Raw genomic sequence first — 21,013 nt, 5'->3', positions numbered from 1 at the left:
TTCAGGAGACTGAGCGCTAACCGGACGCTTTTTTTTTGCCCCTTTTTCAACTGACAGGATGCCGCAATGACGCAAGACGATGACAACACCGTGAGTAAACTTTCGCGCCGCCGCTTTCTGGCGGGCAGCGCGGCGCTGGGCGGCAGCCTGCTGATCCCGGGCCTGATGAACAGCGTATGGGCGGCAGGCTCGGACGCACCGGAGAAGAAGACCCTGCGCGTCGGCTTTATCCCGCTCACCGACTGCGCCCCGGTGGTGATGGCGGCGGTGAAGAAGTTTGATGAGAAGTACGGCATCACCATTATCCCGAGTAAAGAGTCGAGCTGGGCCTCGGTGCGCGACAAGCTGCTCTCCGGCGAACTAGATGCCGCCCATGTGCTTTACGGCATGGTCTACGGCTTACAGCTTGGCGTCTCTGGCCCGCAGCGCGAGATGGCGGTGCTGATGACCCTCAACAACAACGGTCAGGCGATCACCTTATCGAACCAACTGAAAGCAGCGGGCGTTACCGATGGCGCATCGCTGAAAAAGGTGATCGCCGCCAGCCCGCAGGGCACCTACACCTTTGCGCAGACCTTCCCGAGCGGCACCCACGCCATGTGGCTCTACTACTGGCTGGCGAATGCCGGGATCGATCCCTTTGCCGATGTGCGCAATGTGGTGGTGCCGCCGCCGCAGATGGTGGTGAACATGAAGATTGGCAATATGAGCGGCTACTGTGTCGGCGAGCCGTGGAACCAGCGCGCCATTCTTGACGGCATCGGCTTTACCGCCGCCACCAGCCAGCAGATCTGGCCCGATCACCCGGAAAAGGTGCTCGGCACCACCTCGGCGTGGGTCTCGGCAAACGGCAATGCGGCGCGCGCGCTGACCGCCGCGGTGCTGGAGGCCTCGCGCTGGATCGACGCCTCCGATGAAAACCGCCGCGAAACGGCAAAAACCATCGCCGCGCGCGCCTATATCAACACCGCCGTTGAGACCATCGAAGGCCGGATGCTCGGCCACTATGAAGACGGATTAGGGAAAACCTGGCAGGACGCCCATGCGATGCGCTTCTTCAACGATGGCGCGGTGAGCTACCCGTGGCTCTCCGACGGCATCTGGTTTCTGACCCAGCAAAAACGCTGGGGCCTGCTGAAAAGCGATCCCGACTACCTCGCCGTCGCGCGCCAGATCAACCGCAGCGAACTCTACAAACAGGCCGCGACGGCGGTGGGCGGCATCAGCGTGCCCACAAGTTCGATGCGCAGCAGCACCCTGATTGACGGAAAAGTGTGGGACGGCAGCGATCCTGCGGCCTACGCCAACAGTTTTGCCATCCACCGCTAAGTGAGGCCAAGAATGTCTGCGAACACCCAACCGAAAGTGATCCCACTGGAGTCCACGCCGCAGAGCGCGGCGATTGTGCCGCTGAAGAGCGCGGCTGCGCCTTTAATGGCGAAACGCGCGCCGGTAAACCGCCTGCGCAGTATGCTGCAACGCTTTATTACCGCCGCAATTCCCGGCCTGCTCGGCGCAGTTGTGCTGATCGCCCTCTGGCAGGTGGCGGCGCTTAACAGCAAAGGCTTTCCGACACCGCTGCAAACCTGGGAAGCGGCAAAAACCCTCTTCGCCGAGCCGTTTTATATCGACGGGCCAAATGATATGGGCATCGGCTGGAACGTGCTCGCCTCCCTTGAGCGCGTGGCGCTCGGCTTTGGTCTGGCGGCGCTGGTCGGCATTCCCGTTGGCTTTCTGATTGGCCGTTTCCGCTTTATCGCCCGCATGTTTGGCCCGTTGATCGCGCTGCTGCGTCCGGTCAGCCCGCTGGCGTGGTTGCCGATTGGTCTGCTGCTGTTTCAGCGCGCCGAACCGGCCTCGACGTGGACGATTTTTATCTGCTCCATCTGGCCGATGATCCTCAACACTGCCGAAGGGGTAATGCGTATTCCGCAGGATTACCTCAACGTCGCGCGCGTTTTGAAGCTCAGTGAGTTCACCGTGATGCGCAAAATCCTCTTTCCCGCCGTGCTGCCACACATCCTCACCGGCGTGCGCTTATCAATCGGTATCGCCTGGCTGGTGATTGTCGCCGCCGAGATGCTGACCGGCGGTGTCGGCATCGGTTTCTGGATCTGGAATGAGTGGAACAACCTCAATGTGCAAAACATCATCATCGCCATTCTTCTGATTGGCGTGGTGGGGATGGCGCTGGAGCAGGGGCTGATGGCCATTGCCCGCCGTTTTAGCTACGACACTCGCCGGGAGTCATAAATGAAAAAGACGCACGCCATTATCCGGGTCGAAAACGTGACCCAAACCTTTGCCACCGCCAGTGGGCCGTTTGTCGCCCTTGATGATGTCAGCTTTACCATCGCCCAGGGGGAGACGGTCAGCCTGATTGGCCACTCCGGCTGCGGGAAGTCAACGCTCTTAAACCTGATTGCCGGGCTGAGCCGCCCGACGCAAGGGGTTCTGCTGTGCGATAACCAGGAGATCGTCGGCCCCGGCCCCGAACGCGGGGTGGTGTTTCAAAACCACTCCCTGCTGCCGTGGCTGACGGCAGCGGAGAATGTCGCGCTGGCGGTACACCAGGTATTTAAAGGCGAGATGAGCAAAAGCGAGATGCAGGCGTGGATCGCCCACAACCTTGAACTGGTGCATATGGGGCATGCGATGCATAAGCGCCCCGGCGAGATCTCCGGCGGCATGAAGCAGCGTGTCGGCATTGCCCGCGCGCTGGCGATGAAGCCGAAAGTGCTGCTGATGGATGAGCCTTTCGGCGCACTCGATGCCCTGACGCGCGCCCATTTGCAGGATGCGGTGATGGAGATCCAGACCCAGCTCAACACCACCATTGTGCTGATCACCCATGACGTCGACGAAGCGGTGCTGCTCTCAGACCGGGTCATGATGATGACCAACGGCCCGGCGGCGAAAGTGGGCGAGGTGCTGGAGGTGACGCTGCCGCGTCCGCGCTCACGGCTGGCGCTGGCTAACGATGCGCAGTTTCATCACTACCGCCAGCAGGTGCTGCACTTCCTGCATGAAAAACATAAAGCCGTGGCCTGAGGAGTACGCCGATGGAGAAACCGCGTCTGATAGTGATTGGCAACGGCATGGCGGGTGCGCGGCTGGTCGCGCTGCTCTGCGAACGCGCGCCTGACCGCTTTCACATTGTGCTGATCGATGAGGAGGCGAGAGCGGCCTATAACCGCATTCTGCTGACGCCGGTGCTGGCGGGCGAGAAAACCTTCGATGAGATCGTGCTGCATGACGAGGCCTGGTATGCCCGCCACGGCGTGACGCGGCTTGCGGGTCAGCCGGTGACGGCGATCGATCGCGCCGCCCGCACCGTGTGCGTTGGCGGGGAATCACTCGCTTACGACCAACTGGTGATCGCCACCGGTTCACGCCCCTTTATGCCGCCGCTTCCCGGCATCGATCTACCCGGCGTCTACGCCTTTCGCCAGCAGGCGGATGTTGAGGCGATGCTGAACCAACTCAGCGCCAAAGAGACGGCGGTGGTGCTGGGCGGCGGGGTGCTGGGAATTGAAGCCGCGGCGGCGCTGGCGCAGCGCGGTATTCACAGCGTGATTGTGCATCGCGGCCCGCACCTGATGGATCAACAGCTCGATGCGCACGCGGCAACGCTGCTGGAAGAGAGCCTCAACGCGCGCGGCATCAACACGCTGCTGGCCGTTGAGACCCGCGCCTGCTGCGCCGATGCGCAGGGTCGGGTTTGTGCGGTGGAGTTGCAGGATGGACGGCGGATCCCGGCGCAGGCCGTGGTGGTCTGCGCGGGCGTGCGGCCCAATATCGCCCTCGCGCAGGCCGCCGGGCTGGCGTGCGATCGCGGCATCCTGGTGGATGGTCACTTGCGCACCAACGATGCGGCGATTTCAGCGATCGGCGAGTGCTGCCAGTTCGGTGAGATCACCTTCGGGTTGGTGGCACCCTGCTGGCGGCAGGCGGAGACCCTTGCCGCCAGGCTTCTCGGTGAAGCGCTCGCGCCGTTCGCCCTTGAAGAGGTGCCGCTGCGCCTGAAAGTGAGCGGCCTCGATCTCTACTGCGCCGGGGCACACGAGGGCGATGCGGTCTACACCGCAACCGACCCGTTTACCGGCGATTACCGCCGCCTGGTGATGAGCGATAACCAGCTGCGCGGCGTGCTGCTGTGGGGCGATATCAGCGACGGGCCGGGTTACTTCGCCCGGCTTAATACCCCCGGCCAGCCGGGCCTCTTTACCCCTGAAGAGGATCTTCCCCCCATTCTGAACCAGCCGTTATCCACTGAGATAGCGAGGAGCGATGTGATGTCAAAACCCGTTTTAGTTGTCGCCGGACACGGCATGGTCGGCCACCACTTTCTGCAACAACTGGTGGAGCGTGAACTGCATCTGCGCTACCAGGTAATTGTCTTTGCCGAGGAGTCGGTTCCGGCCTATGACCGCGTGCATCTCTCCGCCTGGTTCTCCGGGCGCAGCGCCGCATCGCTGTCGATGGTGGAAGAGGGCTTTTTCGAGGCCACCGGCATTGAGCTGCGCCTGAATCAGGGGATTACGCAGATCGACCTTCAGCACCGTTTTGTCGTCGATAAACTGGGTCGCCAGACGGCCTGGGATCGGCTGGTGCTGGCGACCGGTTCATCGCCTTTTGTCCCGCCGATCCCCGGTAATGATGCGCCGGGGTGCCTGGTCTACCGTACTCTCGACGATCTGGCGGCGATCAAAGCCTGTGCCGACGAGGGCAAGTGTGGCGTGGTGGTCGGCGGCGGCCTGCTTGGGCTGGAAGCGGCGAACGCGCTGCAAAACCTCGGCCTGCAAACCCATGTGGTGGAGTTTGCGCCGCGGCTGATGGGCGTGCAGCTGGATGAAGGCGGGGCAGCGATGCTGCGGCGCAAAATCGAAGCCCTTGGCGTGCAGGTGCATACCGGCAAAGAGACGCGCGAAATCGTCGCCGGAGAGACCAGCCGCTATCGCATGAACTTTGCCGATGGCACTTTTCTGGAAACCGATCTGGTGCTCTTCTCGGCAGGCATTCGCCCGCGCGATAACCTGGCGCGCGACTGCGGGCTGGCAATTGGGCCGCGCGGCGGCATTGTGATTGATGATCAGTGCCGCACCTCCGATCCTGACGTCTTCGCCATTGGCGAGTGCGCGCTGTGGAATGGGCAGATTTTCGGCCTCGTCGCGCCAGGGTATCAGATGGCGCGCACGCTGGCGGAGACACTGGCAGACGGTGAAGCGGCATTTACCGGCGCGGATATGAGCACCAAGCTGAAGCTGCTTGGCGTTGAAGTGGCGTCGATTGGCGATGCCCATGGCCGCACGCCGGGGAGTGAAAGCTACAGCTGGGTTGATGGCCCGGCGGAGATCTACAAAAAAATCGTCGTCTCAGAGGATGGCAAAAAGCTGCTCGGCGCGGTGCTGATTGGTGACAGCGAGTCTTACAGCGCGCTGTTGCAGATGATGCTCAATGAGATGCCACTGCCCGCGCGGCCCGAGACGCTGATCCTGCCTGCCAGCAGCGGGGAGGCAGCGCCAACACTGGGTGTCGCTGCACTGCCCGACAGCGCGCAGATCTGCTCCTGTCATAACGTCAGCAAAGCGGATATCTGCGCGGCAGTGAATAGCGGCAGTGGCGATATGGCGGCGATAAAATCCTGCACCAAAGCGGCGACCGGCTGCGGCGGCTGCGCAGCGCTCACCAAACAGGTGATGGAGTTTGCGCTTGAAGAGATGGGCGTCGAGGTGAAAAAGGATCTCTGCGAACACTTCCCGTACTCGCGCCAGCAGATCTACCACCTGGTGCGGGTGGGCAATATCCGCACCTTTGATGAACTGCTGGCGAAACATGGGCGCGGGCACGGGTGCGAGATCTGCAAGCCGCTGGTTGGCTCGGTGCTCGCCTCCTGCTGGAATGAGTACCTGCTGAAGCCGCAGCACCTGCCGTTGCAGGATACCAATGACCGCTTTTTCGCCAATATCCAGAAAGATGGCACCTACTCCGTGGTGCCGCGCATTCCCGCAGGGGAGATCACGCCGGACGGGCTAATTGCCATCGGGCAGATTGCGCGGCGCTATAACCTCTATACCAAGATCACCGGCGGCCAGCGCGTTGACCTGTTTGGCGCGCGCCTCGAACAGCTGCCGGAGATTTGGCAGCAGCTGGTTGAAGCTGGGTTTGAGACCGGGCATGCCTATGGCAAATCTCTGCGCACGGTGAAATCCTGTGTCGGCTCCAGTTGGTGCCGCTACGGCGTGCAGGACTCCACCGCGCTGGCGCTGCAACTGGAGCACCGTTACAAAGGGCTGCGCTCGCCGCACAAAATCAAGATGGCGGTCTCCGGCTGCACCCGCGAATGCGCCGAAGCGCAGAGTAAGGACGTTGGCGTGATCGCCACCGAGAAGGGCTGGAACCTCTATGTCTGCGGCAATGGCGGCATGAAGCCGCGCCACGCCGATCTGCTGGCGCAGGATTTGAGCACCGAGGCGTTAGTCCGCACCGTCGATCGCTTTTTAATGTTCTACATCCGCACCGCCGACCGCCTGCAACGCACCAGCACCTGGATGGATAATCTCGACGGCGGCATGGCTTACCTGCGCGAGGTGGTGCTGGAGGATAGCCTGAACATCGCCGCCGAGCTGGAGAGCGAGATGCAGACGGTGATCGACGCTTATCAGTGCGAATGGCAGACCACGCTCTCGGACCCGGATCGGCTGGCGCTGTTCCGCCCGTTTGTCAACAGCGACCAGCCCGATGAAGGGGTGGTGATGGTGCCGGAGCGCCAGCAGATCCGCCCGGTAACGGCGCAGGAGCGCGCCGCGTTGCCTTCTGCTACGCACAAACCGCTACCGCAGGGCTGGGTCGATCTCTGCCCATTATCGGAAATCCCGCGCCATGCGGGGATGGCGGCGCGGCTCGGCCATCAGCAAATCGCGCTCTTCCATCTGCCGGATCATCCGCAGCAGGTGTTTGCCCTCAGCAACCATGAACCGGATAGCGAGGCAAACGTGCTGGCGCGCGGCCTGCTGGGGGATGTTAACGGCGAACCGGTAGTGATTTCGCCGCTCTATAAGCAGCGCTTTCGCCTGCGCGATGGCCGCAGCCTCGATGATGAGCAGACCGCGCTCAGCGTCTGGCCGGTAAAAGTGGAGGGCGGGCGCGTGTGGGTGCAGGCGCAGCCGCAAAGCGTCGCGGCAGGGCGCGAACAGCGCATCGCCACGGTGAGCCTGTGACGGGCGCGGCGGTCTCCACCACCTGCGCTTACTGCGGCGTCGGGTGCGGGGTGCGTATGCAGCCTGAAGGGCAAGGGTTTAGCGCCCAGGGCGATACGCTGCACCCGGCGAACCACGGGCGGCTCTGCGTGAAAGGCAGCGCGCTTGGCGAAACGCTGGAGCTCGCCGGGCGACTGTTGCAGCCGGAGATCGACCTGCAGCCGGTAAGCTGGGCGCGTGCGCTGGATGCGGTGGCGGCGGGGTTGCAGCGGGTGATTGCGCAGTTCGGCCCGCAGGCGGTGGCCTTTTATGGCTCCGGCCAGTTGCTGACGGAGGATTACTATGTCGCCAATAAGCTGATGAAGGGGTTTATCGGCAGCGGCAATATGGATACCAACTCGCGCCTCTGTATGGCCTCGGCGGTAGTCGGCTATAAACGGGCGTTTGGTGCCGATGCGGTGCCGTGCAGCTATGAGGATCTGGAGCTTGCCGAGTGCGTGATCCTCACCGGCTCAAACACCGCCTGGGCGCACCCGGTGGTCTATCAGCGGCTGATGAGAGCCAAACAGGCGAGGCCAGAGATGCGCATTATCGTTATCGACCCACGCATCACCGCCACCTGCGATCTCGCCGACCTCCACCTGCCGCTGCGCCCCGGCAGCGATGCGGCACTATTTTGCGGCGCGCTCCATTTTATGGCGCAGCAGGGCAAGCTCGACCGGGAGTTTCTCAACCATTACACCACTGGCGCAGCGCAGACGCTGGCGGCGGTCGGGGAGTGGACGCCTGAGCGCACCGCCGACTATTGCCAGCTGCCGCAGGAGGCGCTGCGGGCCTTTTACCAGATGATTGCCGCCAGCGATACGCTGGTGACGCTCTACTCAATGGGGATTAACCAGTCCACCTCCGGCGTTGATAAGTGCAACGCCATTATTAACCTTCACTTAGCGACGGGAAAAATTGGCCGCGCAGGATGCGGGCCGTTTTCGATAACCGGTCAGCCAAATGCGATGGGCGGCCGGGAAGTGGGCGGGCTGGCTAACCAGCTGGCTTCACATATGGGCTTCTCGCCGCAGGAGGTCGACCGCGTCGGGCGCTTCTGGAAGAGTGACAACGTCACAAAAAATCCCGGACTGAATGCCGTCGATCTCTTTCGCGCCGTGGAAAAGGGCGAGATAAAAGCGGTGTGGATTATGGGCACTAACCCGCTGGTCTCGCTGCCGGATGCCGATCGGGTGCGCGCCGGCCTGGCGCGCTGCGAGCTGGTGATTGTCTCGGATGTGATGCGCGACACCGATACCACTCGCGCAGCGCATATCCGCCTGCCAGCGCTGGCGTGGGGCGAGAAAAACGGCACCGTCACCAACTCTGAGCGCTGCATCTCCCGCCAGCGCGCCTTTCTGCCGCCACCGGGCGAGGCGCGCGCCGACTGGTGGATCATAAGCCAGGTGGCGCAGCGCATGGGGTTTGCCGACGCCTTTAGCTGGCAGCACCCGTCGGAGATCTTTTGCGAACATGCCGCACTGTCGGGGTTTGAAAATGAGGGCACGCGGGCGTTTGATATCAGCGGCCTGGCGACGCTCACACGTCAGCAGTGGGACGATCTTAACCCCATTCAGTGGCCAGTGAATGGGCTGCATCCCCACGGCACGGCGCGCTTATTTACCGATAATCGCTTCTTTTTTGCCGACGAGAAGGCACGCCTGATTGCGGTAACGCCGCGTCTGCCCGCCAACCCACCGACGCCGCGCTGGCCGCTGGTGATGAACACCGGGCGCATCCGCGATCAGTGGCACACCATGACGCGCAGCGGTAAGTCTCCACGGCTGATGCAGCATATCAGCGAGCCGTTTTGCCAGTTTCACCCCGACGATGCGCCGCAGATTAGCGCCGACGATCTGCTGCGCGTTTCATCAACACACGGCTGGCTGCTGCTGCGTGCGCAGCCGGATGCGCTGCAACCGCGCGGCAGGGTGTTTGTGCCGATGCACTGGAACAGCGCCTTCAGCCAGCAGGCGAGAGTCGATGCGCTGATTGCCGCCGAGACCGATCCCCTTTCCGGCCAGCCGGAGAGCAAACAGATGCCGGTCAATATTCAGCGCTGGCAGGCCGCCTGGCAGGGCGAACTCTTTCTGCGTGAAGATACGCTTTCCGCGCCGAAAACCGCCTACTGGAGCCGCATCACTCAGCCCGGCGTGACGCACTTTGCGCTCGCGGACAGTGCGTGGCCAACATCATGGATGGCGTGGCTGCACGAACATGTTCTGGCTGACGCGTGGCTGTGCCAGCCCGCCACTCTTGGCGACGAGGGGTTTAATCTGCTCGCCTGGGCGAATGGCGAACTGCAACTGGCCTTTTACGCGCACCGCCAGCGCCCGCAGCCGGACCGGGCAGCGGTGATCGCCGCCTTTTCCCGGCCGCCACAAAGCGCCGCACAACGGCTGGCGCTGCTGGCCGGGCGCAGCGCCAGCGGCAAAGCGCCTGCCGGTGCGACAATCTGTAGCTGTTTTGCTGTCGGTGAGCGGGCGATCGGCGAGGCGATTCAGTCCGGGTGCAACAGCGTCTCGCGCCTTGGTGAAAAGCTTAAGTGCGGCACCAACTGCGGCTCCTGTATTCCCGAGCTGAAAAGGTTGATTGCCCGCCAGCAGTGACGCCCGTCTGCTATCTTTTGAAGGCATAAACTGCTTTCAGGAGAAGCACTATGTCAGCCAGTCAACCGCTTCGTTTCGCCATCAATTTAGGTAACGCCGTGCTTGCCCGCCAGACCGCGGCGGGTGAGCCTGCCGGGATCACCGTAGAACTTGCCCGGCGGATTGCCGCCGATATGGCAAAAGAGGCGCAATTTATTACCTATCCGACCGCCGGAAAAGTGGTGGAGGATGCAGAGAACGGTGTCTGGGATATCGCTTTCCTTGCCGTCGATCCGAAACGCGAAGAGACATTACGCTTTACCCAGCCCTATATCACCATTCAGGGCACGGCGCTGGTCAAGGCGCAAAGCCCGTGGCAGAGCGTGGCGCAGATGGATAAACCCGGCGTGGTGATAAACGTCGGCCGGGGCGCGGCCTACGATCTCTACTTAACCCGCAAGCTTGATCACGCCACGCTCAATCGCCTGAGTTCATCCCAGGCGGCGATCGAGGCCTTTCTAAGTGGAGAGGGCGATATGGTCGCCGGGATCCGCCAGCCCCTGGAGCAAACGGCGGCTCAACACCCCGGATACCGCGTGCTGGAGGATGATTTTATGCAGATTGCCCAGGCGATCTGCCTGCCGCGCCAGCAGGATGCGCTCTTTCACACGGTAGTGGAGAAGCTGACGCGCTGGCAGACAGAAGGGGTGGTTAAAGAGATAATCGACAGTGAACTGATTGCCTCGAATAATTCAGGAACCCAATGAATGACATCACTATTGCGCCAGCCCGCACCGGGCATCTCGCCGCGCTAAGAGAGATTGAACTCGCCGCTTTTGAAACGCTGCGGGCCGCCGGGGCGGTAAGCGGTGAACCGGCGGCCTCCAGCCTTGAAGATCTCGAACAGTTATCCCACGAAGGGCTGCTGTTGGTGGCCTTTACTGCCGACCAACAGCCGGTCGGATTTGCCGGGGCGCAGATCGTGGATAACTGGCTGCATATCGCCGAAATGGATGTTCACCCGGCATGGCAGCGCAAGGGGATTGGTCGCCAGCTGCTGCGGGCGCTGCTGAGCGCAGGTGAGAGGCGCGGTTTAGCGGGCGCGTCGCTGACCACCGATCGCTATGCGCCATTCAACGCTGCGTTTTACGCCTCACTGGGGTTTGAGCCGATCAAAGAGGAGGCGCTTTCGCCACGGCTTAAAAACCTGATTGCCGCAGAAGCCGCAAGCGGGCTGGATGCGAACAGACGGATTGCGATGCAGCGTTGTTACTAGAACGCAGGCAAAAAAAATGCCCTCACGGGAGGGCAGCAGAGTCAAAATACTATTTTTTCTTTTAGTACATCATCAGTTTTGCTCAGTCACGAGCGGGTCTTGATTAGGCAGGAGACACCGTCAAGACAAGAGTAAATATCGCATAAAAATAGTATCGATCAACAATAATTGCCTACCATAATTAATGGTTTTGCAATGATCTGAGATTTATCTGTGCTCAAAAAGCGTGTGTGAACATATTTTTTTACATTGATAAACAAGTTGTTATGTTCACAGCCTTTTATGTCACCATCTCCACCTCGGGCTGCCCGGCGCCGTTATTCCAGCTAAACAGCACCAGATGCCAGAGACCCGGTGCTTTGCGCGAAGGGTCAATCAATCCCGCCGCACCCACTGTTTCCAGCTGCTGACGCACGCGCCAGGAGGAGGGCGTACCGCCCGAAGCGACAATCTCCTGCCACGGCGCAACGGCATCAGCGAGATCGATACCGGCGGCGGATAACGCCGCATCGCTGCGTAAATCGAAAATGCGGGCGGCGTGAACGCGCAGTTGAATAATCTCCTGCTGCGCGCTGCGGTTCGCTTTATGCGCCTGCATCGCCGCGTCGACGCCCTCGGGCGAGGAACTCAGGTAGAGTGTCGGTTGATCGGCCCGCGAATATCTGCCGGCGTTTCGCGACCCCGCCAGCGCCAGATCGCGGTACGCAGGATCGATTGCCCGGTAAAAAAGGCCATCAATGGTAGTAAGGGTTGGCAGCATGATGAACTCCGGTAAAAAAAGCAGGCAAAGGCTGCCTGCTGTTGATGTTAATCAGTTGGAAAGGAGCTGAACTACCACAAGCCTGCCGCCTTCTTCCTGGGAGAGAACGAACTGCGCGTTGTCCGTCAGCTCGATTTTGTCGCCAATCGGGATGATCTTTTTATCCGGGAGCGACATCAGCCCCTCAATCCCTTCGTTCACCAGCCACCACTGATCGTTATGGTAAACAAAGTAGCCAACACGCTTTTTCTGCTCCGCGGTGGTGCGCTCATTCGGCGCAATTAGCCGGTTCACATGCCAGGCGTAAAGGGATTGACCACTCCACACCATTAAGCGGTGATCGTCAGGCCGGAAGCTGCCTGCCTTACGGGAGGAGTAGAGGTTAAGAATCGGCAATTTCCCGCGGTAGGGCGTTCCACAGTAAGGGCAGACCGGTTTGGTTTTGCCGGAGAAGACATACCACTTCTGATCACAGCTGCTGTTCTGGCAGGGCTGGATCAGATCCACGGTTTTCACCAGCGCGCTTTCCCACTCATCAGCCGTCGGGCGACGGGTGGGGTTATGTAACCCCTCGATAAACGCACGATCGAACAGCGGCGTCAGGTAAGGTCCCATGATGGTATAGGGAATTTTTTCCGGGTCGGCCCAGGGCAGCGCAAACGGGGAGATCTGATTAAGCTTCACCGCATTGCTTCTGTCCGTCGGGTGTTCGATAAACAGCGCCCGCTCGCCCATCGCCAGCGTTTCGTCCCGTGTTTCATCATCGAGATCGTGGATTTTTCCACCTCTGAGCGGGTGGCGGAAAAAGAGGTACATATAGATCAGCACCGCAAGCGCATGGCGATCCGTCGCGATGCTCGGCAGCACGCGCTTAGGATCCTCTTTCGCAAGGTGGCTGGTTTCCACCACTTCCGGCGCGATGAAATCGGGGGTGCCGACCACATCAGGCGGGTATTTTCCCGGCACCACCAGCCCATCGACGTCGATAATACAGGCGTGACCCTGCTCGGGATCGACGAGCACGTTTTTGTAGCTCAAATCACTGTGGCAGAGGCCTGCGGCATGCATCCTTCTTACCGCGCGGGTCAGCAGCAGGCAGACCTTCAGATAGGTGAGGGTGTTGCCGCGCTCGCGCGGATCGAGGAATTTGTTCTGGTTACTGGCGCTGGCGAACCATTTCCCCTCTTTTTCGCGTCCTTTGATGCCGAGGAAGTCATCATTCTTCGAGCCATACTTAAAGAAGAAGTGCTGCTGATAGACGGGAACGACAATACCGATTTTGTTGTTGTGTTCCACGACATGCGTCGGCCAGCAGAAGAGATCTTTCCAGTAATCGCCGCCTGCCTGCTCAAAGATATTCTGCCGGTAACGCCCGGTGATCATATCAATCCGCTCTCTCGCCTGGGCGTTTTGCGGCTTGTGGTAGAAGGCCACCACATAGGACTTGTCCGGTGAGAAGTAGACATCTTTCATCGAACCCGATCCGATGACGTCGTCGACGTACTGCACCGTCTGCCCATCTTTTGTTGTACATGTAACGATATTTGCCATATTCAGTCACCCGTAACGCGTGTCAGTCACCATGCCAGCACAAGAGTGCGGTCATCATGGTTGCCAGGGGAGAAAAAGTTGAGCCACTCGGCGAGACGTTCCGGTGCCTGCCCGGCATCCGCAAGCAGGGGTGAAAGCTCGTTGACCAGTTGCGTCCACTTCTCGTCGCTGCGCAGGCCGTTATCCGTTTCAAAGCGGGGATCGGAGACGCCATCGGTCATCAGGATAAGATGCGAGACATCCTGCCACTTGCCGACGCTGATACGCCCGGAGAAGGCGGGATCGGCAATAATCGAGGCGTCGAGAAAGCGCGTCTGCCCGGCATACTCTCCGCTGTCAGGATTGCCCAACACGCGCACTTTGCCCGAGGGGCTGTAGGCGGCAATTGCGCCGTCGCCCAGCCAGAACGAGGCGGCAAACAGCTGCTCGCCAAGCCGCAGTGAGACGGTTGCCAGCAGCGTGGTGGAGTAGGTTTTGACCGGCTGCTCCGCGCGAATAGCCTCATTCGAGATGCTGTTAACAGCAAGGGTTGCCGCCTGCTTAAAGTGGTGCAGCATCGCGTTAATGGTGTTTTGCTGCTCTTCTGTGCCCCAGCGCGCGATCTGCTGCTTTAACTCCGCGCCTCGCGCCCCGCGTAACTGGCTAAAGAGATACTCCCCGGCCACTTCGGCGGCAATGCGCGACCCTTCGCGGGAGTTTGCCGCGCTGCCCGCGCCATCGGCCACCAGCATCACGCTCCAGCCTGTCTCTTCGCTGTGATTGAGATAGAAGTCGTCATCGCGGAAGCTGCCCGCATGCTCATGGGAGCGCCCGCGGCGGCTCGCCCCGGCGATCCTCACGCCATCACGCACAATCCCTTCATGTTCGACATGCGCTTTCGGGTAGGGGGCATCCGCTGGTGGCTCAATGATTTTCCACAGGCTGCGCGGATCGGGGTTCACCACAAACAGCAGAGGCGTTTCACCGCTTTCGTGCGAGGCGCAGGACCAGCGCACCAGCATCTCGATATCGCCGCTCTGTGTCGGTACGCCGCTCAGTACCTGCTGCGCCTTGTCGAAATGAAGCCCGCACGCGTCAGGGATCACCACATCATTAATGGTTGCCGTCTGCCCATCATCAAGGGTAATCACCAGCGGGGCACAAAAGGCTTCGCCTGCGCGGGCATTGGGCACGCTGATACGTGCGCAGGGCGCAGGGCGTGGACGTTCCGTTTCGGCGGATCGCGCTGGCGGCACCTGGCCTGGCTTCAACACCGGCGGCGTTGGCTCAAGGGTCGATTTTGCCGGGGTCTCAAATTCGTAGTAGGGCATTAGCTTCCACAACTCCGGGCGCGGCGCGGCCTGTTCAGCGTCGGGCTCTGTTACCGCGTCGTCTGCTGATTCGATCGCTTCAGCGCTCTCCTCAGCCTGCGGTGTTGTGGCCTTACCCTCAACGGCCGCGAGCTGGTTTTCCAGTTCGGTTAATAACGCGTCGAGTTTGTCCCGCAGCGCAGGCTCCCCGGATAACGCGTCTAACTCTTCGTCGCCGACGTGATGACCGTGCGAGTGGAGAATAAAGCCGATAATCTCTTTTTTAACGCTCATTAGCCTCGTCCTCTGCTGACGTCAAAATCGGACTCTCCGCCGTTATCTCTGAAGGAGAGCACTCTTTCGCACCATGGGCAGACCACCTCATCAGGCCCATCGATGCAGAGCAGTTTGCCGCAGGCGCACATGGCAAACGCGCTGGCGTTGCCACAGTGGGGGCAGCCCGGCACGCCGTGCAGATCGCGGGTATTCACCTGGACGTTATAGGTCGAGGCGTCAGACCAGTCGAAATACTCTTCATCGATAGGGTAGCAACCGGCAATATTGAAGTTGTTCAGGTTAAGCCGGAAATCGAGACCGGAGACGTTCACCGGCGGGCGCTCATATTTCATCAGATAGGGGCGGCGGGTTTTACTACACCGCCCGGTGAGCGTCACGCAGTTCTCATCATAGGCGCGGACAACGTCCTCTTTCGCCAGCCGGACGATATACTCCGTCTGGTTGAGTTCGGGCGGTTTCTCTTCGCCCACGCTGCGGCTGTGGGCGGTGACGGAGGCGGTGATCCACTTAATAAAGCGGGTAAAGTCACCCTCACGGGACTCGGTAAACAGCATCACATTTTCCGTCAGCTGCCTGAGGATATTGAGATCCGCCGAGGGGCCAAGACCGACCGCAATAAGGTTAACTTTGCGGGCGTAGTGCTCTTTCCAGCGTTTGATCTCCGCGCTGGGATCATCCGTCGGGCGGCCGTCGGTCAGCAGGTAGACCACCGGTTTCCAGTCCCCTTTAACTTCATGGGTGGTGACCCTCACCTGGCTGTCGATCTGCACGCTTAGCTCGCGCAGCGCGGCACCAAGGTGCGTGCCGCCGCCAATCGGCAGGCGCGGCGGATAAAACGAGGCGATTTCATGGAGCGGAACAATGGTGCGCGCAATGCCTGCAAAGGCGATGACCGAGACCCAGGCGGTCTCCAGCGCATGGGGATCCTTTCTTAAATCACTGACGATCATTTGCAGACCATCGTTCATTTTTTTCAGGTTTTCACCAATCATGGACTCTGAGCAGTCCAGGACAAAAAATACCGGAAGGCGTCTCATTGCTTATCCTCGTGAGGGCCGTGTAACGCGAACAAAAGGGGAGTGGCAGAGAGGCGCAGACGCCTCTCCTGTTCCTTACAGCACCAGCTGGATCTCCGGCGGTGGCGGCGGAAGGTTATCCGAGTCGTTATTCACGCCCGCGCTGGAGCTGCCCGATGAGACGCTCGCCGAGACCCATTTAAAGAAGCCCGCGAAGGCCGTTGAGTCGAGGGTTTCGAGCGACACCACTTTATCTGTCAGCTGTTTGAGGTGCTCGTGGCCCGCTTTCGGGCCAACCGCACAGGCGATGATTGAGCCAAACGCGCGGCTGCGAATCGCTTTCACCGCTTCGCCATAAGCGAAGGCATCAGAGGGCGTGCCGTCAGTCATCAGAAAGACCAGCGGTCGCCAGTCACCTTTCTGGTCGCCATCGGCGCGACGCACATCCCGGTCGACGCACTCAATCAGGCACTCCAGCGCCGCACCGGTAAAGGTGGCTCCCGCGCTTGGCACGACGATGTCGGCGAACTGGAAATCCTCCAGCGGCGTCAGCGGAATAAACTCACGCGCCGCATTATCGAAGGTGATGATGGAGATATGGACGCTTTCAAGGGCGTAGGGATCCTGACGAAGGGCGCTCAGCATCGCCTGGATACCGACGTTAACGGCGTGAATCGACTCGCCGCGCATCGAGCCGGAGGTGTCGATCACCAGGTAAACAGGTAAGCGGCGCATCACATATAGTTCCTCAGGTGGGCAACAAAGGAGTCTGAAGGCGAGGGTTCGCCGATGGCATTCAGCTTCCAGCCGGTCGGTTCGCGCACCAGTTCGGCAAACACCATGGAGCGCTGGTGAGTAAAGTTCGGCCCGCCGGAGAGATCAAAGCGCGCCATCTCAACGTTACGGGCATCAACGGCACGGATAAACGCGTTCTGCACTTTACCGAAGTGCTGCTGCAATTTTTCCCCGTTATAGATCTGCACGATAAAGACAATTTTTTCATATCTGGCGTCCAGCGCATTCAGCTTGACGATGATCTGCTCATCGTCGCCGTCACCCGCGCCGGTGCGGTTATCGCCCGTCAGCCAGATATCACCCGATTTGTGGCGCAGGCTGTTGAAAAAGATAATGTCGCCATCGACCAGCGTCGGTTTGCCATTCTCCACTTTGCCGAGATCGGTCACCTTTCCTGCGGCGTTACAGAGGAAGGCGATCACATCGAGGTCATACTCCTCCTCTTTCTTACCAAACAGCCCGCCCAGTAAGCCTTTCTTCTCTTCGTTGATATCCCAACCCAGACCAATGGTGACGGAGGAGAGATCGTGCTCATTTTTTTTCAGGCTCACGCCCTGGCCTTTGCTCAGACTGACAGACATAACGTCCCCTTAATCGATGAGTTATAAAACGACATTCACTTCCGGCGGCGGTGGCGGCAGATCGTCGAGGCCAATCACCTCTTTTTTGCTGGATTCCACCTTCTGGCTGCCTACCGAGATGCTGGCGCTGACCCATTTGAAGAAGGCTTTGATGGATGAGCTATCGGCGGTATCAAGCTGCAGCACCACTTCGGTGATCTCTTTCAGCACGCTGGTGTCCGCATCATGACCCGCTGCGCAGGCCACCACGACGCCGGTGCGCGCCGATTTAAAATCCTGCAACCCTTTGCGCCAGTCGTCGGTCGGGGAACCGTCGGTCATCAGAAACACCAGCGGTCGCCAGTCACCTTTGGTATCTGCGGTGGTTTTCTGCACTTCACTGCTGATGGCGCTGGCGGCAAGCGAGAGCGCTTCACCAAGGGAGGTTGTGCCGCTGGCGGCAAGGGACGGTAACTGGAAGCTCAGCAGATCGGTCAGCGGGACGGCCTGGCGTGCCGATGAGTCAAAGGTGATCACCGAAACATAGGCGGTTTCCAGGGCATAGGGATCTTGCTTGAGGGTAGTGAGGAGTGTCTGCACGCCATTTTTGACGGCTTCGATCGGTTCGCCATGCATCGAACCAGAGGTATCAAGCAACAGATAAACGGGTAGTCTTCGCATTATCTAATCCTGTTAGAGGTATGAAAGGTTTGTATCCAGCAATAGCAGAGAAAGCCGGGAGAGACTGTGAATTGCAGCGAAGCGCAGGAAAAAAAAGAGAGCCTTAAATGAAATTAGCGCTTTTTCAACAACTACATAGCGTTATGCCGCGCGGCCTCTGCGAAGTTTAGTCCGCATTCAGCGTGGCGACCATGTGCAATGCGTGTCAAGACGCCAACTTTTATAGGCATCAACAGGGAAAGATAAGAAGAGGGGCAAAACGTGGCGCCCGGCCTGCTGCCGGGGCACGGGAATTAACGCGCGAGCTTTTTGGCGTTGAACTCTTTAATCAGGTCGTCGACGGCGCGTTCGGCCAGCTTTTCCACGGCTTCACTGCGCGTCGTACCGCTGAGATTCGCCAGCCGGTCGATTTTGCGCAAGATGCGCATACGCAGCGAGAGCGAAACGGCGGTTTTTTTATCTTTATCAAGATAAACTCTGCCGCCCGATTCGCTGGTTTTCAGCTCGGCGTGCGCCGCGAGCGCTTCATTCATACGACGCAAGGTCTTCTTATCCAGATGCCCCGGATTAACAAGATGGTAAGAGTGCGCCGCCTTGCTGTACTTGATCTCCGCGGAGTAGGACTCACGCAGCTCCTTCAGCGCCCGGGTAAGCGTTGGCTCTGAGCACTCGAGGCTGGTGATAATATCGGCCGCAGCGACGGGTTTACCGGAACCCAGTAAATTGGCGAGCTTAAAAATCCTTTCCTGTCTGGTGTTTAATTGCATCGTTAGGTTTAGCCTGCCTCAAAGGTAGTGGATCAAGTGCGTTCAAACGTCTGACATTAACGTTGCGCTATTCTTCTCTCAGTTCGCTTCCCTGAACAAAATGGCCATCAATGCTAGCAGGCCGATCCTCAATATGAGCTAAATCACGCGCGCCCTTATTGATGCTGAGTCGCGGGAAGCAGCCTGATGCCATCGGCGCTTTGCTCATTCACCAGACCATACACCTGCGCGCGTTCGAGAATACCGACGGCCCAGCGACGGTGCGTCGCCGGTTCGCACATCGACCCCTGGGATTTAAATACCGCCTGGGTCGAGTTGAGAATGCGCAGGGCGTCGGAGTGCTCGCCCTGAGTGACCATCAACGCGCGTTCAATGACTGCAATCTGCCGCGGGTGGATCGCCGTTTTACCGACCAGACCATGCGCCATATCCAGCGCCAGCTCACGCGCCATCACATCATGATCGTCAATGTGTTCGCAAACGGGCGCGGTCAGCGCGAAATCACGCGGTGCAAAAACCGACACCAGCATTTTGATCACGTACCCCATCGGGCTGTCGTAGAGCGTCAGATCGCGCGGACGACGCAGGGAGACCACGTTCATCAGATCGTTGCCACCGATGCGCAGCGCAATAATCCGGCTGTGACAGGGGTGGGCGAGCAGGGCGATAGCCAGCTCACGCATCTGAACAACGTCAAACACCTCTTCGGTTTCGAGGGTAGGCATCATGCAGAGGTGCGTATTGCCCATAATCTCCCACCACTGCGGCAGTGCGCTGAGGGTGAATTTCGGCAGCACAAACCCGTCAACGGCAGAGAGATCGAGGTGCTCCTTCAGCCATTTCCCCATCTCAGGGTGGCGCGGGCGAATGAACACCAGCGGCCAGTCACCATTGCCGCCAGCCTGTTTGGCAGCGTTGAGGGTGTGTAACAGCTGCGCAAGGTTGGCAAGGGCATCCGGCATATCCGCTTCGCTGACCGCGTCTTCCAGACAGATCACCAGCGAGCGCAGGCCGGGGATCTTCCCGTCGAGGATCGCCCCGGCAATATCGTTACGTGTGGCGGGCATGTAGAGCGTCGCGCCCAGATGCCAGGGAGAGAGGCGTGTAGTCATCAGAGTACCTTCTTGATTATCGTGACGGCCCGGTACTGCCCGAGCTGCGCGCCCATCTCAGTAACGGCAATGCCTTTTTCGCGCGCCAGCCCGACGAGCAGGGCAACGTCCGGATCGTCGGTTGCACGCACAAAGACGTGATCGGGTACGCGGCGCAGCACCGCGCGGGTCGCTTCCGCAATCCCGGGTTTGATCCGGTTGACGCTGTCGACGTTAAACCGCTCAGCGAGATCGGCGATCACCTCGCGGCTCTTTTGCCATAACGCCTGCGCGGCATCCAGATCCCAGTGCAGGGCAGGGAGGCTCGCGGGTTGCAGCGTTTTACGAAACTGCGCAACGGTATCGACCAGCACGCGGCTGCACTCATACTCACGCAGATGATCGCAGACCACACAGCCGTGTAGCCCCTCTTCAGTCCACACCGAGCGGGAGATGAGGCCCGATACCGGCGCGCCCATAATACCAAAGGGGATCAGCCAGTCGTCGTCGCTCGCCGCCAGCCATGAACAGCCGCAGGGATCGGCCAGCACCACCAGACGCGGCTGCGGCGGATAGCCCTCGCGTCCTTTGAGGGTGCGGATCAGCTCCCCGGTGATGGCGCCTTTACCTGTCCAGCCATCGACAAACACAATGCCGCGCGTGCCGTGCTGACGCTCGATAATCTTCAGCGCTTCACTGTCGATACCACGGTCACGAATGATACTGATGCCGTAGTGAAAAGAGGCTTTGCCCATATCGCGCAGGGCCTGGTGCAGCATCACGCCGAGCGGGACGCCCGCGCGAACAAGGCTGACCAGAATAACCGGTTCGTCGCCAAAGCGTGCCGCCAGTTCGCGGGCAAGTTGCGTAACCTCTCTGGCAAGCCGTTCGGCACCGCTGTCGAGCGCCCGCTTAAACAGATCGAGGTGCCACGGTGTCGGTGCCGGCTCCTGGCTGAGCATGTCGGAGTAGTGCTTTTTGCCTGACTGGATCAACGCCTCTTTTTGATCGACCGGGGTCATCTCCATCTCGACAGGCTGAAGCAGGAACTCCACGTCGCCGGGTAAGTAGGAACCGGAAAAGCTCGCTTGTGGCTGCATG

Annotated in this window: 17 protein-coding genes; 7 read left to right on the top strand and 10 right to left on the bottom strand. The window is 60.0% G+C overall.

The window, feature by feature from the left end:
• The first annotated feature begins 66 nt into the window (after positions 1-66).
• The 7 genes from IAE50_RS09930 to IAE50_RS09900 are packed head-to-tail and all read left to right on the top strand — an operon-like array spanning position 67 to position 11,105.
• On the top strand, positions 67-1,329 hold the full coding sequence (locus IAE50_RS09930) for a CmpA/NrtA family ABC transporter substrate-binding protein (RefSeq protein WP_042714883.1): 1,263 nt from the start codon (positions 67-69) through the stop codon (positions 1,327-1,329).
• 12 nt (positions 1,330-1,341) lie between these two features.
• A complete protein-coding gene (ntrB, locus tag IAE50_RS09925) occupies positions 1,342-2,253 on the top strand; it encodes a nitrate ABC transporter permease (RefSeq protein ID WP_200580166.1) in 912 nt (303 codons plus the stop codon).
• Positions 2,254-3,051 (top strand): ABC transporter ATP-binding protein, encoded by a 798-nt coding sequence (locus IAE50_RS09920; RefSeq protein WP_200580165.1) that lies wholly within the window; start codon positions 2,254-2,256, stop codon positions 3,049-3,051.
• 11 nt (positions 3,052-3,062) lie between these two features.
• Entirely contained in the window at positions 3,063-7,220 is a 4,158-nt protein-coding gene (nirB, locus tag IAE50_RS09915; RefSeq protein WP_200580164.1) for a nitrite reductase large subunit NirB, read from the top strand.
• Entirely contained in the window at positions 7,217-9,850 is a 2,634-nt protein-coding gene (locus IAE50_RS09910) for a nitrate reductase (protein ID WP_309228087.1), read from the top strand. The genes nirB and IAE50_RS09910 overlap by 4 nt, the downstream gene beginning before the upstream one ends.
• Positions 9,851-9,900: 50 nt before the next feature.
• A complete protein-coding gene (locus IAE50_RS09905; RefSeq protein WP_200580163.1) occupies positions 9,901-10,596 on the top strand; it encodes a transporter substrate-binding domain-containing protein in 696 nt (231 codons plus the stop codon).
• The gene (locus IAE50_RS09900; protein ID WP_200580162.1) at positions 10,593-11,105 is read left to right on the top strand and encodes a GNAT family N-acetyltransferase; all 513 of its coding nucleotides are present in this window, start codon (positions 10,593-10,595) and stop codon (positions 11,103-11,105) included. The genes IAE50_RS09905 and IAE50_RS09900 overlap by 4 nt, the downstream gene beginning before the upstream one ends.
• A gap of 280 nt (positions 11,106-11,385) precedes the next feature.
• Here the strand turns inward: IAE50_RS09900 and IAE50_RS09895 are convergent, their stop codons facing one another.
• From IAE50_RS09895 to IAE50_RS09850, 10 genes are all read right to left on the bottom strand, one after another.
• On the bottom strand, positions 11,386-11,865 hold the full coding sequence (locus IAE50_RS09895) for an RES family NAD+ phosphorylase (protein ID WP_200580161.1): 480 nt from the start codon (positions 11,863-11,865) through the stop codon (positions 11,386-11,388).
• 51 nt (positions 11,866-11,916) lie between these two features.
• Positions 11,917-13,416, bottom strand: coding sequence for a helix-hairpin-helix domain-containing protein (locus IAE50_RS09890; protein ID WP_200580160.1), 1,500 nt, complete (start codon positions 13,414-13,416; stop codon positions 11,917-11,919).
• 26 nt (positions 13,417-13,442) lie between these two features.
• Positions 13,443-14,999, bottom strand: a complete 1,557-nt coding sequence (locus tag IAE50_RS09885; RefSeq protein ID WP_200580159.1) for a PP2C family serine/threonine-protein phosphatase — start codon at positions 14,997-14,999, stop codon at positions 13,443-13,445.
• Entirely contained in the window at positions 14,999-16,039 is a 1,041-nt protein-coding gene (locus IAE50_RS09880; RefSeq protein ID WP_042716803.1) for a TerY-C metal binding domain-containing protein, read from the bottom strand. The genes IAE50_RS09885 and IAE50_RS09880 overlap by 1 nt, the downstream gene beginning before the upstream one ends.
• 75 nt (positions 16,040-16,114) lie before the next feature.
• On the bottom strand, positions 16,115-16,753 hold the full coding sequence (locus IAE50_RS09875; protein WP_042716801.1) for a VWA domain-containing protein: 639 nt from the start codon (positions 16,751-16,753) through the stop codon (positions 16,115-16,117).
• Positions 16,753-17,394 carry a TerD family protein gene (locus IAE50_RS09870; protein ID WP_023478766.1) on the bottom strand — a complete coding sequence of 214 codons (642 nt, stop codon included), beginning with the start codon at positions 17,392-17,394 and terminating at the stop codon, positions 16,753-16,755. The genes IAE50_RS09875 and IAE50_RS09870 overlap by 1 nt, the downstream gene beginning before the upstream one ends.
• A 21-nt stretch (positions 17,395-17,415) precedes the next feature.
• Positions 17,416-18,054 (bottom strand): VWA domain-containing protein, encoded by a 639-nt coding sequence (locus IAE50_RS09865; protein WP_200580158.1) that lies wholly within the window; start codon positions 18,052-18,054, stop codon positions 17,416-17,418.
• 293 nt (positions 18,055-18,347) lie between these two features.
• Entirely contained in the window at positions 18,348-18,821 is a 474-nt protein-coding gene (locus IAE50_RS09860; protein WP_042716798.1) for a hypothetical protein, read from the bottom strand.
• A 155-nt stretch (positions 18,822-18,976) separates the two neighbouring features.
• Positions 18,977-19,933 carry an HpcH/HpaI aldolase/citrate lyase family protein gene (locus tag IAE50_RS09855; protein WP_200580157.1) on the bottom strand — a complete coding sequence of 319 codons (957 nt, stop codon included), beginning with the start codon at positions 19,931-19,933 and terminating at the stop codon, positions 18,977-18,979.
• Positions 19,933-21,012 carry a cysteine protease StiP family protein gene (locus tag IAE50_RS09850; protein ID WP_200580156.1) on the bottom strand — a complete coding sequence of 360 codons (1,080 nt, stop codon included), beginning with the start codon at positions 21,010-21,012 and terminating at the stop codon, positions 19,933-19,935. Before IAE50_RS09850 ends, IAE50_RS09855 begins: the two co-directional genes overlap by 1 nt.
• Position 21,013 lies beyond the last annotated feature (1 nt).

The sequence above is a fragment of the Kosakonia sp. S42 genome (assembly GCF_016624785.1).
Taxonomy (GTDB): domain Bacteria; phylum Pseudomonadota; class Gammaproteobacteria; order Enterobacterales; family Enterobacteriaceae; genus Kosakonia; species Kosakonia cowanii.
This window is presented reverse-complemented; position numbering and strand designations above follow the sequence as displayed.

Bases quoted from the DNA above. Each gene is read 5' to 3' on its own strand.
- IAE50_RS09900 (WP_200580162.1), top strand. From the start codon at position 10,593: ATGAATGACATCACTATTGCGCCAGCCCGCACCGGGCATCTCGCCGCG.
- IAE50_RS09865 (WP_200580158.1), bottom strand. From the start codon at position 18,054: ATGCGAAGACTACCCGTTTATCTGTTGCTTGATACCTCTGGTTCGATG.
- IAE50_RS09890 (WP_200580160.1), bottom strand. From the start codon at position 13,416: ATGGCAAATATCGTTACATGTACAACAAAAGATGGGCAGACGGTGCAG.
- IAE50_RS09875 (WP_042716801.1), bottom strand. From the start codon at position 16,753: ATGCGCCGCTTACCTGTTTACCTGGTGATCGACACCTCCGGCTCGATG.
- IAE50_RS09930 (WP_042714883.1), top strand. From the start codon at position 67: ATGACGCAAGACGATGACAACACCGTGAGTAAACTTTCGCGCCGCCGC.
- IAE50_RS09895 (WP_200580161.1), bottom strand. From the start codon at position 11,865: ATGCTGCCAACCCTTACTACCATTGATGGCCTTTTTTACCGGGCAATC.
- IAE50_RS09860 (WP_042716798.1), bottom strand. From the start codon at position 18,821: ATGCAATTAAACACCAGACAGGAAAGGATTTTTAAGCTCGCCAATTTA.
- IAE50_RS09870 (WP_023478766.1), bottom strand. From the start codon at position 17,394: ATGTCTGTCAGTCTGAGCAAAGGCCAGGGCGTGAGCCTGAAAAAAAAT.
- IAE50_RS09880 (WP_042716803.1), bottom strand. From the start codon at position 16,039: ATGAGACGCCTTCCGGTATTTTTTGTCCTGGACTGCTCAGAGTCCATG.
- IAE50_RS09850 (WP_200580156.1), bottom strand. From the start codon at position 21,012: ATGCAGCCACAAGCGAGCTTTTCCGGTTCCTACTTACCCGGCGACGTG.
- ntrB (WP_200580166.1), top strand. From the start codon at position 1,342: ATGTCTGCGAACACCCAACCGAAAGTGATCCCACTGGAGTCCACGCCG.
- IAE50_RS09920 (WP_200580165.1), top strand. From the start codon at position 2,254: ATGAAAAAGACGCACGCCATTATCCGGGTCGAAAACGTGACCCAAACC.
- nirB (WP_200580164.1), top strand. From the start codon at position 3,063: ATGGAGAAACCGCGTCTGATAGTGATTGGCAACGGCATGGCGGGTGCG.
- IAE50_RS09855 (WP_200580157.1), bottom strand. From the start codon at position 19,933: ATGACTACACGCCTCTCTCCCTGGCATCTGGGCGCGACGCTCTACATG.
- IAE50_RS09885 (WP_200580159.1), bottom strand. From the start codon at position 14,999: ATGAGCGTTAAAAAAGAGATTATCGGCTTTATTCTCCACTCGCACGGT.
- IAE50_RS09905 (WP_200580163.1), top strand. From the start codon at position 9,901: ATGTCAGCCAGTCAACCGCTTCGTTTCGCCATCAATTTAGGTAACGCC.